The following is a 14062-nucleotide window of genomic DNA, read 5'->3' on the forward strand; positions in this document are numbered from 1 at the left end:
CTTCAAGAGGTATGTCATGAGTAACATGCAGCTTTCTGATTCGTCGCTGTTCCGGCAGCAGGCCTATATTGCAGGCCAGTGGCAGGATGCGACCGATGGTGCCCGCATTGCGGTGGACAACCCCGCAACCGGCGCGGTCATTGGCCATGTGCCCGCCTGCTCAAGGGCGCAGACGCTTGAAGCCATTGCCGCGGCCGAGGTGGCGCAGGCTGAATGGAAAAAGCGCCTGCCGGCCGAGCGGGCCGCCATCCTGATGGCATGGCATGACCTGATCATCGAAAATATTGATGATCTGGCCTACATCATGAGCATCGAGCAGGGTAAGGTGCTGCCCGAGGCGAAGGGCGAAGTCAGGTATGCCGCGTCCTTCTTCAAGTGGTTTGCAGAAGAGGCGCGCCGCGTTGATGGCGCCATCCTGCCCCCCGCCACGCCCGGCCGCCATGTGCTGGTGATGAAGGAGCCGGTGGGTGTTACGGCCGCGATCACGCCATGGAACTTTCCGCTGGCCATGATTACGCGCAAATGCGCCCCCGCCCTTGCCGCCGGGTGCTCCATGGTGATCAAGCCCTCGGAACTGACGCCGTTTTCTGCCCTGGCTGTTGCCGTGCTGGGCGAGCGCGCGGGCGTGCCCGCGGGGCTGATCAGTGTCGTGACCGGCATGCCCGATCAGGTCGGTATCGAACTGAGCACCAATGTCACGGTGCGCAAGCTCTCCTTTACCGGTTCGACGCGTGTCGGCGCCATCCTGATGGAACAGTCCGCCGCGACCATCAAGCGCCTCAGCCTTGAGCTTGGTGGCAATGCGCCGTTCATCGTGTTTGATGATGCCGATGTGGAGCAGGCGGTTGAAGGGGTCATGACCAGCAAGTTCCGCAATGCCGGGCAGACCTGCATCTGCGCTAACCGCGTGTTCGTGCATAACGCCATCCATGACCGCTTTGTCGAACGCCTCATGCAGGCGGTGAACGCGATAAATGTGGGCAACGGCCTTGAAGAAGGCAGGACGATGGGCCCGCTGATCAACGCGGCCGCCGTGAACAAGGTAAAGGAACATGTTGAAGACGCGCTGGCAAAGGGCGCGCGTTATGTCAGCAAGCCGCTTGAGATTGATGGCTGTTTTGTAAGCCCCGTTGTGCTGACGGATGTCACGACGGAAATGCGCGTTGCCTCCGAGGAAACCTTCGGGCCGGTGCTGCCCATCTTCCGTTTTGATGCGGAGGAGGATGCCGTGACCATGGCCAACGCCACGCCGTTTGGCCTGGCCAGCTATTTCTTCACCCGCGACCTTGATCGCGCCTGGCGCGTGGGCGAGGCGCTTGAATTTGGCATGGTTGGCCTTAATACGGGTGCAATTTCCATGGAATCCGCGCCGTTTGGTGGTGTAAAGCAGTCCGGCCTTGGCCGTGAGGGTGGCCACCCCGGTATTGACGAATTCCTCGAAATCAAGAGCTTCCATATGGGCGGGCCAAAAGCCTGAAATCCCGCAACCCCGGAAAACGAACCATGATCATGATGATGGGATATGACCATGACTGATGCAGCCCTGCTGACCCGGATTAGCATCCGCCCCATGTGCGAGGCCGATCTGGAAGCCGGTTACAACCTGTCAAAGGCATTGTCCTGGCCGCATCGTCTGGAAGACTGGCAATTCATGTTTTCCGTGGGGGAAGGCGGCGTGGCCGAGACCGATGCGGGCGAGGTCATCGGCACGATCATGTGGTGGCGGTATGGGAAAACCCATGCCTCCCTTGGCATGGTGATTGTCGATGATGCCTGGCGCGGGCACGGGATCGGCCGGCGGCTGATGACCGAAGCCCGCAATGCCCTGCCGGGTGCGACCATTCACCTCAACGCCACCCCCACGGGGGTGCCGTTATATGAGAAAATGGGCTTTCGCCCCTGTGGCATTATCGAGCAGCGGCAGAGTAACGCCGCGGCACAGCCGCTGATTGCCCTGCCCGACGGGGTGCGCCTGCGCCCTGCGGGGCACAATGACCTTGATGCCCTCGTGGCGTGTGACACGCAGGCATGCGGCATGGACCGGCGCGAGCTGATTGCCGCCCTGCTCACGGCAGGCAAGGGCATGATTGTCGATGAAGGGGGAAAGGTGGCCGGTTATGCCTTCTGCCGCAAATTTGGCTGGGGCATGGTTGTTGGCCCCGTTGTCGCGACATCGCTTGAATACGCGGCGGCCATGATCGCTTACTGGATCGGCAGCCATGCCGGGCAGTTCATGCGCCTTGATATTCCCCAGGATTCCGCCCTGTCACGCTGGCTTGACGAAATCGGGCTGCTGCGCGTCGATGCGGTCGCGGCCATGGTGACAGATAGCCAAGACAGTCATGACGCGGAGAGCCCGATGCATCGTTTTGCCCTGTGTAGTCAGGCTTTTGGTTAAGGAACGCGTCATGTCCATGGTTCTCAAGTCCACGGCCGAACGGGCTGAAGTGTGGGGCAGGCTGTTTGCGCAGTACCTGCCCGATGTCCCCTTCCGGGTCTGGCCCGATATAGGCGACCCGGCGGAGGTTGAATACCTTGCCACCTGGGTGCCGCCTGAAAACCTGCAGGAACTGTTCCCCAACCTGAAAGTCCTGTTTTCAGTTGGCGCGGGCATCGACCAGTTCGACCTCGGCCTGATCCCGCCCCATATCCAGGTCGTGCGTACCATTGAAACCGGCCTGACCGATGGCATGGTGGCTTATGTGCAGTTTGCCGTGCGGGCCATCCAGCGTGACATGCTGCGCTACATTCACCAGCAGCGCCAGCATGTGTGGCAGGCGCTGCCTGTGCGCAGTGCATCACAGTTCCGGGTGGGGGTGATGGGGCTTGGGCAGCTCGGCGTGCCTGTGGCGCAGTCCCTGCGGGGCATGGGCTATGTTACGCAGGGCTGGGCGCGTTCGCGCCACGTCATTGATGGCGTAAAATGCTTTGCTGGTGAAGCGGAGCGAACCGAATTCCTCGCAACCACCGATATCCTTGTATGCCTGCTGCCCCTGACAGCGGAGACGACGGGGATCCTGAACCGTGACCTGTTTGCGCAGATGCCGCGCGGGGCTGCCCTGGTGCAGTGCGGGCGCGGGCGGCAGATGGTGATGGATGACCTGGTGGCTGCCCTTGATGAAGGGCAGCTTTCGGCCGCCATACTCGATGTAACGGACCCCGAGCCCCTGCCTGCCGACCACCCGCTATGGGACCGGCCGGATGTGCTGATTACGCCACATATTGCCAGTTCCACGCCTGCGGAAAGTGGCGGTATGACGATCATCAACAATATCCGCCGCTACCTCAACAACGAAGCACCGGTTGGCCTGGTTGACCGCGCGATGGGATACTGACTCCATACAGGCATGGCTGATGTTGCGGCATGAAGCGCGCGCGACATCACCCCTGCGCCAGGGTATCGGCAGTTTCCGGTAACGTGCTTTTTTGCAAATAAAAATGCCGCCTTTCTTTTTGAAAGGCGGCATTTTGCCATGGGCATGGAGCTGGCCTGCCTGTGCGGCAGGCCAGGCTGATTACATCAGCTTGTCCTTGATGCGGTAATACATGCCAATGGCGGGCAGGAAGTGTTCAGCCAGCCCATACATGGGAATGCGCGGCCAGGGCATGTTCTCCAGCGGGTTGGCATGCGGGTTGCCCGCAATCACATCCGCCATGCACTGCCCCATATGCACCGACATCTGCGTGCCATGGCCGCTATAGCCCATGGTGTAGAAAACGCCGTTCCATTCACCCGCGCGCGGCAGGCGGTCGATGGTCATGTCCACATCGCCACCCCAGCAGTAATCGATGCGGATATCGGGCACCTGCGGGAAAACGCTCTGCAGTGCCGAGCGCAGCATGTCGCCGCTCGAGATATCCGTGCTTTCGCGGGATTTGGAAAAACGGGCCCGCCCGCCAAAGATCAGCCGGTTATCAGCAGCGATGCGGAAATAGTGATGAATGTTCTGCGTCGTGACCACGTTGCGGTGGCCGGGCATGATCGACTTGACCGTGGCATCATCAAGTGGCTCGGTTGCCACGATAAAGCTGCCGACGGGCATGATGCGCTTGCGGAAATAGGAGGGCGCATGCCGGCTCGTGCCGGTGGCCAGCAGGACTGCCCCGGCATCGATCACGCCATGGGGGGTGGTGACGCGGGTGATTTTGCCCTCGCGGCGCAGGGCGGTCATGGGGGTGTTTTCAAAGATCTGCCCGCCAGCCTTGAGCACGCTGTTGGCCAGGCCGATGCCGAACTTGCCCATGTGCATCTGCCCGCTATGCGGATACAGGACGCCGCCTGCAAATCTGGATGAACCGATTTCATCGCCCAGTTCATTGGCTTCCAGCAGGCGGGAATCCGGGTCAACATCAAGGGCGATGCGCGCCTGATCCGCGCGCAGGCTGGGCATGTGGCTTTCGCGGCTGGCCAGCTTGAGTTTGCCGCAGCGACGGAAATGGCAGTCAATCGCGTTTTCCGTGACGATGCGCTCGACTGTATCAACCGCGCGGTTCAGCACCTTGTACAGCCGTGCCGCCGTGGCAACGCCAAGCTTGTCGCAGGCCATGCCATAATTGCCAGCCAGGCCGTTATTGACATGGCCGCCATTGCGGCCCGACGCCTTGCCGATAACCCGCTCTTCATCAATGACCACGACGCTGGCGCCTGATTTGGCCAGTTTCAGCGCGGCGGAGAGGCCGCTAAACCCGGCACCGATCACCACCACGTCCGCTTTTGCGGGCAGGGCGGCAATCGGCGTGCCGGTAAAGGCCGGTGCGGTATCCAGCCAGTAAGATGTCAGCTTCATTGGAAATGACTCCGTATCCGAATCAGGATGTAAGCGATTGACTGGCTTCAGACAGGTTGAGGGTGGCCGTCTCGGGCGCCCATCGCCATGAAATGGCGGCCCCCAGTGTCAGAAGCATTGCGGCCACCAGCATCATGGCGTGTACCCCGAACTGTATCGTGCCCATGGGCAGCAGCACGGTGCCCACCGCAGCCCCGAGCCTGCTGGCCGATGAGGCGAAGCCTACGGCGGTGCCACGAATTTCGGTGGGAAAGAGTTCATTGGGGTAAACAAACTGTAGGCCACTCCCGGCGGCTTCAACCGCAGAGTATATTATGAATGCAATGATTATAAACCAGTTGGCTGGGTGGGGATAGAGACCCACAAAAAATAAGGCGATCGCGCCCCACGCGAATGAACCGATCAACAGTTTACGCCGGCCCATTACATTGATCAGCCCCAGCGAGACAGGAACGGAGCCAAGTAACGTGAAGCTCGTTACAATGCATGAGGCCAGAAGCGAGTTCCCCATCTTCAGCTGCTCGAGTATCGGGGCCTGCAGGGTATGGATGGCAAAGGAGGGCGCGCTCTGCAGGATCCAGAAAGCGCACACAAAAGCCAGCGCGCCACGATAGCGGCTTTGGAACAGGTGCCTGAGCGACAGCCTGGCGGTGCCGGTGGGCTTGGGCTCATCAATCAGCACATGCGCGCCCAGATGTTCGCGCACAATGGCCCTGGCCTCATCCGCGCGACCGGCCTGCATGAGCCAGCGCGGGGATTCCGGCATGCCGATGCGAAAGAGCATGAGCAGCGCCGAGGGCACCAGGCTTGACCCCAGGATGATGCGCCAGTTATCGGGGAAATAGAGTGAAAGCAGGTAGCCCGCGATAAAACTGACGATATACCCCACCCACCAGAACGTAATCAGCCCCGACAGCACGGGACCGCGCCAGACACGGGGCATGAACTCGGTTACGTAGGCGGTGGCAATGGGGTAATCCGCGCCGATGGCCATGCCGATCAGCAGCCGCCAGAACAGCAGCGCATACAGGCTGCCTGCAAAATACTGCGCGCACGAGCATATCGCGAACATGAGCAGGTTGAGGGTATAGAGCCGCTTGCGGCCCAGGCGGTCTGAAATGATGCCGCCACCCAGCCCCCCGAGCAGCACGCCAAACAGAGAGGACGCGCCCAGCAGCCCCGTCATGTTGCCTGACAGGTGGAAGTCCTTGACCATGATGGGCAGGGCGATGCCGATGATGCCCAGGATATACCCATCGCAAAACGGACCGCCACCGGCGACAAGAGCCAGTCGCAGGTGGAAGCCCGAGGGTTTGAGATCATCGATGAGACAGGGGGAAGTCTGTGGTTGTTCTTGCATTGTGCGGCCGGTCCCATCCTTCATGATCGCTGGTGGATATGTGCGGGTAAGCGGGATATGCCGCCGGTGGCGCAGGGGCTGTGTGCCAGGGCTGCGAGCCGGTGAACCACACGCGCAGCCCCGTTCTGGCCCTGCCCACAACGGACATCTCGATTTTCGATGATGGTGCTGTCACAAACGGGCACGCGATCCGTCATGGATCGCGTGCAGCCTGCCTCAGTCGTAGATCATGAACAGTTCGTTGCGGTCCGCCATATCAGCCAGTTCCTTCATGGTGGAGAAGTGGTAATCCGGCTTGGTCAGCTCGGCTACGGCAATCGTGCCGCCAAAGCCGCCGATGGCCTTGCGGCGCTCGATCCAGCACACGGTGTAACCGAGGTCACGCCCCACCGAGATGTCATGATACTGGCTTTGCGCCACATGCAGGATCTCGTTTTTCACGATGCCGTCACGGCTCAGGCGCCCACGGGCGAAGGCGAAGAACTCGGGGTCCGGCTTTTCGCACAGCGCATCATCTACTGTGACCGAATCATGGAAGGGCATGCCCAGGGTCTTTTCCATGCCCTTGAAGGCCCAGCGCTGCGTGTTGGTCATGGCCACGAGCTTGAAGTGCTTGGCCAGGCGGGCCAGGGCATCGACTGAATCGGGGAAGGCGGGCCAGTCATGGGCGGCCTGGGCGAAGGCCTTTACATGCTCCGCGCCCTCGGGCAGGCCAAAGCGCGGGGCCAGGGTTTCATAGATGGGCATCAGGTCATCGGGGAAATTAAGGGTCTCGCCGCGTGCCCGCATCTCGCGGTAAGCGCTCAGGAAGGCTTCGCGCTCCACTTTCTTGCCCGCTTCACCACACTGGGTGTGAATGAAGTTCATCATGCCGGTTTCAAAATCGATCAATGTTCCCACAACATCGAACGTCAGGGCCTTGGGTAAACGCTTCATGATATTTTTCAGCCTGTTGTAGTGATTAGAAACCCGTGGTGAAGGACAGGACGCCAGCAAAGCCGCCGCCAACATAGTACTGCGGTGCGGAGGCCGCGACCTGGTGTCCGTTGACCATCATGGCCTGTCCATTGGTCTTGATGCTGCTGGTGCCCGACAGGTAGCCGTTATTGCCGATGTTGATCAGGTTCAGCTGGATCTGCGGGTGCTTGGCATACCAGAACGACTTGAACCGATAGCCCATGTTCATGTTGAATGTTTCGTAGCTGGGGATCGATTCATCGTTCATGAAGGTCGAATACTGCTTGCCGATATAGTTCATGTTGAACCCGGCGAAGACGGAGCCATTGTCGTAGTTCAGGCCGACGGCCACCGTGACTTCGGGTGTATTGACCGCGTTCTTGCCAGCCGTGGGCAAGTAGACCGTCGTGCCATCGGTTGCGGCGGCCTTCAGGTTGTTGTCGATGGTGGCATGTTCATACTGCGCGGAGACATACGGGCTGAAGTGATGCCACGGGCGCAGGCCGATTTCGATCTGGGCGCCACGCGCGGTCTGGCCACCGGCATCGATGGATTCCGAGATCGCCTGCGTGCCGGAATAGGTTGTCGTGCTGAGCTGGCGGTGGGTGAAGTTGTAGTTGAACAGTGCAAGCGACAGGTTGACGAAGCCGGTGTGGCGGTAGCCGATTTCTTCCCCGATGGCGAATTCAGGCTGCAGGCCGCTGGCGTGGCGGGTGGAGAGCTTGCCGTTGGAAATGCTGTAGCGATCCGCGTAGGTCATGATCGAGGCGGGCATGCGGAACGAAGACGTGCCGTTGATGTAGATCTGGTCATGCGGCGTGATCTTGTAGCTGGCCATGAACTGCGGCAGCGGTTCGGCCACGCTCTGCCCGGTGCCATAGGTCACATCGGGGATGGCGTTGGTTTCGCTGCGCGTCACCATGACTTCCTTGAAGCCCGCGGTCAGGGTCAGGCGGTCATGCAGCGCGCGGTAGGTATCGTTGATGAACAGCGCGTTGGTCTGCTGGATGAGGTGGATGTTGTAGGTGGAGAGCACCTGCCCGTTCTGGGTCAGGATGGCATTGCTGCCCCACTGGCCCGATGGCGTGCCATCGCCATTGGCCGCCTGGTAGCTCTGCGGTTCCGACTGGTCGAAGTAGGAATACCATGCGCCGCCCGTCAGGGTGTTGTGGCCCTTTGTCCATGACAGCGCGGCGTTGATGCCGGAATAGGCGAGGGTATAGGTGTCGATCGACCCGGCAAGGATGGAGGAGCCGGTCTGGGCGCCGGTGTTCTGCAGGGTGCCCGCGGGCTGGCTGCCAAAATAGGAGCCGTTGCGGCTCAGGGTCGAGGCACCGTTGTCGTAACCCCAGGAGTAGGTGAAGTAGGGGGTGACATCGAGCGTCAGGCCCTTGGCCAGCTTGACATTGACCGGCGCGCCCATGGTGATCTTCTTCATGCGGTTTTCTTCAAAACCGTAGTAATTCGCGGGCGTGCTGCCGCCAGGCGTGTCGTTGTAATTGAAGTTGACGCCGTACTGGTTCCACTGCGCCTTGGTGGGCGCGCGCAGGTAGTACTGCTGGGCGTCGTTATAGGCAAAGACAAGCGATGCACGGTTGCCGTCGCCCCATTCCTTCAGGAACTTCATGTCGACATGATAACGCTTTGTCGCGCCAACGCCACGCCATTCATCGGCCGTGCGGTCGGAAAAGGACACGAAGCCGCGAATGCCGGTATGGCCGATTTCGCCCGTGTCGAAACGCACGAACTCACGCCGCAGGCTGAAAGAGCCGTAGCTGAGGTTGACATGGCCGCCCATCTTGCGTGACGGGTCGCGCATTTTCACCGACATTTCACCGCCGACGGCGTTGTACAGCGGGGATTTCGTATCCGGCGAGCCCTGGGTCAGGGTAACGGATTCAATGTTTTCGTTATCGGATGATGCTGATGTGTAGGGCAGGAGGTAAACCGGGGCAGCGGCCGGTATGCCTTCGAACAGGTAGCCGATTTCCTGCTGGTTCAGGCCACGGATGGTCAGGCCCTGCTGGTCATCATTGGTGCCCAACGGGTCATTGCCACCATAAACGACGCCCGGCAGGCTGGCGATCATGGCAACCGCGTTGGAGGTCGGGCTCTGCTTTGCAATGAAGTCGCGCGTCAGCCCGCTACGTGATTTTGCAACGGTCTGCGGTGGCATGAGGCCGCCGCCTGGGGTGGTGTTTGTCACCCCGTTTGATGTTGGCGTGCCGTGGGTGACGTGAATGAATTCCGTTTTGGCCTGTGGTGGCGCTGCGGCAGCGGTCGTGGCGGGCTTGGCTGTTGTCGTGGTTGTCTTGGCGTGTTGTGACGCGGCGGTTCTGGTGCTTTCCGCTGCATCGGCGCCCGCGCTCATGAAAGGCAGCATGAAGGAGGCCACAGAAAGGAACAGGAACCTGGACCGTGACCATGCCGGATAACGGGAAAGATCAGTACGGACGGTCGTCTGGATACCGACCAATGAGCACAATTTGTTGTCAGTCATTGCGATCCCCTGAGCGCGTCGTTCGAAATGGAGTGAAGTCGAACCGATGGCGGTTTCTTACTTTCGATACTGCAACATTCTGCCCACAGAACGGGAAGGGCATACTATCAATTTATATTCCGCAACCAGAACATAATCGCGTTGTTTCGCCTCAAATGAGAGGAAAATGCCGATTCATTATGAAAGTATAATAATCAGGAAATTTTCAGACCAATCTGCCGTCTGGAGCAGGGCGCAGGCTGCAAATAGAGTATAAGTTGTTATAATATAAAAACAAATATGTCACGGATGCGTGTTCCCGCTATCGGGGCGGGAAAGGATATGCCGTGTTTCATGCGCCTGAACGGGCATGCAGGTAGAGAACATGACGTTACATAAAGGTAACGATATGATGCTTCACCCCCCTGCATGCCGCATCTGGCGCGCCAGGATTGCAGGCCGCTGGCCGGCCTGTTCCCCATGGCGGGCATCCTCGCGCTGCGTGCGGCGCCGGCCCCGTATTGGAATTCGCAGCCTGTATCTGGTATTTTGCGTTTTACCGCAGTCAGGAGAAACTCCCGTGCCCAGAACGGTTATTGTGCAGCCGCCCGGCGGCTTCGATCATGTGATCATGTCCGAGCAGCCCATCCGCGCGCCGGAACATGGTGAAATCAGGGTCAGGCTGCATGCGTCCTCGCTGAACTATCATGATTATGCGGTTGTCAGCGGTATGTGGGCACCCGCGGTGCCGCGCATCCCCATGGCCGATGGTGCGGGTGAAGTGGTGGAAGTGGGCGCAGGCGTGAGCGAATTCGCGCCCGGTGACCGGGTTGTCAGCACGTTTTTCCCTACATGGCTTGGCGGCGCGCCTGATGTGATCGGCTTCACCACCGTGCCGGGCGATGGCGTGGATGGCTATGCGCGCGAGGAGGTAACCGCGCCCGCCACCTCCTTTACCCATGCGCCGCGCGGCTGGTCGCATGCCGAGGCGGCGACGCTGACCACGGCGGGGCTGACGGCGTGGCGCGCGCTGTTTGTCGATGATGCGGTAAAGCCCGGTGATACGGTTCTGGTGCAGGGCACGGGCGGCGTGTCGGTCTTTGCGCTGCAATTTGCCAAGATGGCGGGGGCCACGGTCATCGCCACCTCATCGAGCGCTGCCAAGCTCGAGCGCCTGCGCGCCCTTGGCGCGGACCATGTGATCAATTACTGCGAAAACCCGCAATGGGGCGCTACCGCATGGGAACTGACCGGCGGGCGAGGCGTGGACCATATCATCGAGGTCGGTGGTCCCGCCACGCTGGCGCAGTCGATGGCGGCCATCCGGGTGGCGGGCCATATTTCCGTCATTGGCATTCTGACCGGCGTGGCGGGCCAGCTGGAAGTGGTGCCCATGCTGCTCAAGCAGTTCCGGCTGCAGGGCGTGCTGGTGGGCAGCAGGGCTGACCAGCAGGCCATGGTGCGGGCCTTTGAGGGCAATGGCATCCGCCCGGTCATTGACCGCAGCTTCGCGCTTGAAGAGATCGTGGCCGCTTTCCGCTATCAGGAAAGCAACCAGCATTTTGGCAAGATCTGCCTGGAGTTCTAACAAGCAGGTCAAGAGAGTAAGAGATTTTTTGAAAGTTCGCTCGGGAAACATCCAGTAATCATAAGAAAGTTTTTGGTGAAGCTTTTTTCAGAAAGCTTCAAGGAACGCCGTCTTTTTAAAAAAAGACGGCACCCAAAAACTTTTGTTATTTCAATCAATGAATTGTTTTCAAGCAGTCTCTAAACGCGATCGGCTGCCCCCTTTATTTTGAAAGGGGACGCTTTTTCTGTAACGCCTGCGCGGGCGGCCTGCTAGATCAGGCCGTAGCGGCTCAGAAGATCGCCAATTTCCGTACCATCGGCCATGTGGCGCACCATGCCAGATGCGGGGATCTTGCGGGCATCGCGCAGTTCGGCTGCGGCCTGCAGCAGCACCCGCACATCGTAAACGCTGCCAAATACTTCCGGCACGGCACGGTCAATGTCGAGCAGCGTATAGACCGCCTCCATCGCGGTGCGGACCGAATATTCGGTCGTGAACACCGTATCACGCGGCGTTTCGGCAAACTGGCCCAGAAAGGCGAGGTTGACGCTGCCCGCGGGCACGACCTTCGGCCGGTCGCCTGCCGCGCGCGGCATGAACTGCGCGGTGATGAAGGGCATCATGCACGGATGGGTGGTGGCGCCTGTGGCGGCCATGTCGTCAATCTGGTCTTCCGGCACGCCCATGTGGAACAGCCATTCGCGCGTGATTTCCTCGCCGGTGCAGTCCTGCATGGGTTTCTTGACGTAATTGCCCGGCACGTCGCTGAACAGGCCGTACAGCCATGCCACCATCTGTCCTTCGGGCTGGCCCTTGAAATGCGGCTGCCGGCTGACCACCCAGCTCATCAGCCACGCGGAATCGCGGATGGTGATCGGCCCGCCCGTAACCGTGCGGCCCGAGAAGGGGTCGCGCCCCGTTACCTTGTGCACCAGATCGGGAATGCGCGAATCACGCGTGGTGACGGTGGCGGATTCCCAGCGTGATTTCGTGGTATCGCCACAGAACACGTCAGGCCGGCCGAAGGCGGGGTCCTGTGCCGCGATGTTGCGCCATAGCTGCCAGATATTGCCCTCGGCAATGCCGGTTTCGATCGGGGCCGGGGTGTGGTGGTCGCCCCAGCGGGAGTTTTCCACCATGGAGCCATTGGTCACGAACACCAGGTCGTCTGCCCTGATGTCGATGCCGCCGGGCTGGCCGTTCTCCAGCAGGTCGATGCGGGTTGCGACCTTCTGGCCGCCTGCCATGTCAACACGCACATTGGTCGCCTGCACGCCGTGGCGGAACACCACGCCCTGTTCCGCAAGCCACGTGGCCAGCGGCTTGCTGAGCGATTCCTGCTGGTTGAACTTCGTGAATTTGAGCGTGTGCAGGTCCTTGAGGCCCAGGATCTGGTGCACGAAACGGGCGAGGTAGCGTTTCATCTCGATGGCGCTGTGCCATGTCTCGAACGCGAACATGGAGCGCCAGAACAGCCAGAAATTCGATTTCATGAAATCGGCTGACAGCACATCACTGATCGTCTTGCCATCGAGCCTGTCCTCATCCGTCAGGATCAGGGCCAGGATCTCGCGCCGTGCCTTGCCGGTCAGGGTCAGGCTGTTACGGTCGGGCAGGGGCTGGCCGCGGTCGTGCATGGCGCGGATGGGGCTGCTGCTGGGGTCGGCGCGGTTAAGGCGGTAGAACTCATCAAGCACGGAGGCGCCGGGCACCTCCAGCGACGGGATCGAGCGGTACAGATCCCACAGGCACTGGAACTGTTCTTCCATTTCCCGGCCACCGCGAATGAGCCAGCCGGTCTCGGCGTTGCCCGTGCCATCAAGCGCGCCGCCATCGGCACCGGAGGCTTCAAGAATGGTGATGTGTGCTGGCGGCATGCCCGCATCACGGATCAGGAAGGCGGCGGCAGCCATGCCACCAAGGCCGCCGCCTATGATCCAGGCCGCGCGGGTGTCAATCCCGGCGGGTTTTTCGGGGCGGACGAATGCTTCAAAGTTGCTATGGGCATATCTCATGGAATTTGCGCCTTGCTGGGGCCATGGATCATGGCCCGGCCATCTTCCCCTGATGGGAAAGTCTGCTGAACATAGCGCGATTTTTTAGCATTCATGTCGTTGATATTGATCAATTGGCAAGGCGGGGATGCATGGGCCGTACGGGCCGGACGCGGCACGCCTGGCAGTGCGCCCGGCGTTCAGGCGCAGGGCCGTATATGACACTTTCATGAAAACCCGTTTCATAGGCTGTGGCAGGTCTTGCCATCAGGTGTCGTGACTGTATGGCAGGGATGAACCTGCCCTGCGTGTTCCGGGGCGCATGGCTGGGCACAGGATTATAAAGAAGATAAAATGAAAAGCATTATTATAGCCCTGCTCTGTATTGGCCTGAGCACGCCGGTTTATGCCCAGTCGCATATCGATGTCGGGTTCTCGCCCGAAGGATCGGCAACCGAACTGGTGCTCAACGTGATCAAAAGTGCCAAGAGCCAGATCCGCATGATGGCGTTCTTTTTCAGCGCCGATAACGTGGTCGATGCCCTGATCAAGGCCAGAAAGCGCGGCGTGGACGTGGCGATCGTGCTGGATGAGGAAGGCAACCAGGGCAAGGGCAACCAGATGGCCATCGCACGGGTCAGGGATGCCGGCATCCAGGTCAGGATGGATGATGTCTATGCCGTGCAGCACGACAAGGTCATCATTACCGACGGCCAAAATGTCGAGACCGGCTCCTTCAATTTCACCAAGGGGGCCCAGCGCAAGAATAGTGAAAATGCCCTGGTGATCTGGGATGACCCCACCCTTGCGCAGGCTTATCTGGCCCATTGGCAGAACCGCTGGGATCATGCCCGCTAGAGCAGATCCAGTTTGATTGGACACATTCTAACTGGTGAAGATGCTCCAGGCCTGGCG

10 protein-coding genes are annotated in these 14062 nt (G+C 60.2%); 5 read left to right on the forward strand and 5 right to left on the reverse strand.

The features are described 5' to 3' along the window. Positions 1-16 precede the first annotated feature (16 nt). Genes OQZ28_RS02360 through OQZ28_RS02370 form a run of 3 tightly spaced genes read left to right on the forward strand, consistent with a single transcriptional unit; the run spans position 17 to position 3335 of the window. Positions 17-1477, forward strand: a complete 1461-nt coding sequence (locus OQZ28_RS02360) for an NAD-dependent succinate-semialdehyde dehydrogenase (protein WP_458135042.1) — start codon at positions 17-19, stop codon at positions 1475-1477. A gap of 51 nt (positions 1478-1528) precedes the next feature. Next, positions 1529-2398 carry a GNAT family N-acetyltransferase gene (locus OQZ28_RS02365; protein ID WP_458135043.1) on the forward strand — a complete coding sequence of 290 codons (870 nt, stop codon included), beginning with the start codon at positions 1529-1531 and terminating at the stop codon, positions 2396-2398. Between the two features lie 10 nt (positions 2399-2408). Further along, entirely contained in the window at positions 2409-3335 is a 927-nt protein-coding gene (locus OQZ28_RS02370) for a 2-hydroxyacid dehydrogenase (RefSeq protein ID WP_458135044.1), read from the forward strand. Positions 3336-3515: 180 nt separating this feature from the next. On the opposite strand, the gene OQZ28_RS02375 is transcribed toward OQZ28_RS02370, so the two are convergent. The 4 genes from OQZ28_RS02375 to OQZ28_RS02390 all read right to left on the reverse strand — a co-directional run bounded on the left by OQZ28_RS02375 (position 3516) and on the right by OQZ28_RS02390 (position 9487). Further along, the gene (locus OQZ28_RS02375) at positions 3516-4787 is read right to left on the reverse strand and encodes an NAD(P)/FAD-dependent oxidoreductase (RefSeq protein ID WP_458135045.1); all 1272 of its coding nucleotides are present in this window, start codon (positions 4785-4787) and stop codon (positions 3516-3518) included. 22 nt (positions 4788-4809) lie between these two features. Then, the gene (locus OQZ28_RS02380; RefSeq protein ID WP_165399207.1) at positions 4810-6147 is read right to left on the reverse strand and encodes an MFS transporter; all 1338 of its coding nucleotides are present in this window, start codon (positions 6145-6147) and stop codon (positions 4810-4812) included. Between the two features lie 216 nt (positions 6148-6363). After that, positions 6364-7083 (reverse strand): HAD-IA family hydrolase, encoded by a 720-nt coding sequence (locus tag OQZ28_RS02385; RefSeq protein ID WP_130732580.1) that lies wholly within the window; start codon positions 7081-7083, stop codon positions 6364-6366. A gap of 25 nt (positions 7084-7108) precedes the next feature. Then, entirely contained in the window at positions 7109-9487 is a 2379-nt protein-coding gene (locus OQZ28_RS02390) for a TonB-dependent receptor (protein ID WP_458135046.1), read from the reverse strand. A 676-nt stretch (positions 9488-10163) separates the two neighbouring features. Between OQZ28_RS02390 and OQZ28_RS02395 the strand changes: the two genes are divergently transcribed. Further along, positions 10164-11171 (forward strand): zinc-dependent alcohol dehydrogenase family protein, encoded by a 1008-nt coding sequence (locus tag OQZ28_RS02395; RefSeq protein WP_458135047.1) that lies wholly within the window; start codon positions 10164-10166, stop codon positions 11169-11171. 251 nt (positions 11172-11422) lie between these two features. Here OQZ28_RS02395 and OQZ28_RS02400 read toward each other — a convergent pair whose 3' ends face one another. Next, complete coding sequence (locus OQZ28_RS02400; RefSeq protein ID WP_458135048.1) at positions 11423-13168, reverse strand: oleate hydratase; 1746 nt, start codon at positions 13166-13168, stop codon at positions 11423-11425. 333 nt (positions 13169-13501) lie between these two features. On the opposite strand from OQZ28_RS02400, the gene OQZ28_RS02405 reads away from it, so the two are divergent. Further along, a complete protein-coding gene (locus OQZ28_RS02405; protein WP_130732577.1) occupies positions 13502-14005 on the forward strand; it encodes a phospholipase D family nuclease in 504 nt (167 codons plus the stop codon). The last annotated feature ends 57 nt before the right edge of the window (positions 14006-14062 follow it).

The organism is Komagataeibacter sp. NFXK3 (genome assembly GCF_054182245.1).

Bases quoted from the DNA above. Each gene is read 5' to 3' on its own strand.
- OQZ28_RS02365 (WP_458135043.1), top strand. From the start codon at position 1,529: ATGACTGATGCAGCCCTGCTGACCCGGATTAGCATCCGCCCCATGTGC.
- OQZ28_RS02380 (WP_165399207.1), bottom strand. From the start codon at position 6,147: ATGCAAGAACAACCACAGACTTCCCCCTGTCTCATCGATGATCTCAAA.
- OQZ28_RS02385 (WP_130732580.1), bottom strand. From the start codon at position 7,083: ATGAAGCGTTTACCCAAGGCCCTGACGTTCGATGTTGTGGGAACATTG.
- OQZ28_RS02375 (WP_458135045.1), bottom strand. From the start codon at position 4,787: ATGAAGCTGACATCTTACTGGCTGGATACCGCACCGGCCTTTACCGGC.
- OQZ28_RS02400 (WP_458135048.1), bottom strand. From the start codon at position 13,168: ATGAGATATGCCCATAGCAACTTTGAAGCATTCGTCCGCCCCGAAAAA.
- OQZ28_RS02370 (WP_458135044.1), top strand. From the start codon at position 2,409: ATGTCCATGGTTCTCAAGTCCACGGCCGAACGGGCTGAAGTGTGGGGC.
- OQZ28_RS02360 (WP_458135042.1), top strand. From the start codon at position 17: ATGAGTAACATGCAGCTTTCTGATTCGTCGCTGTTCCGGCAGCAGGCC.
- OQZ28_RS02405 (WP_130732577.1), top strand. From the start codon at position 13,502: ATGAAAAGCATTATTATAGCCCTGCTCTGTATTGGCCTGAGCACGCCG.
- OQZ28_RS02390 (WP_458135046.1), bottom strand. From the start codon at position 9,487: ATGCTGCCTTTCATGAGCGCGGGCGCCGATGCAGCGGAAAGCACCAGA.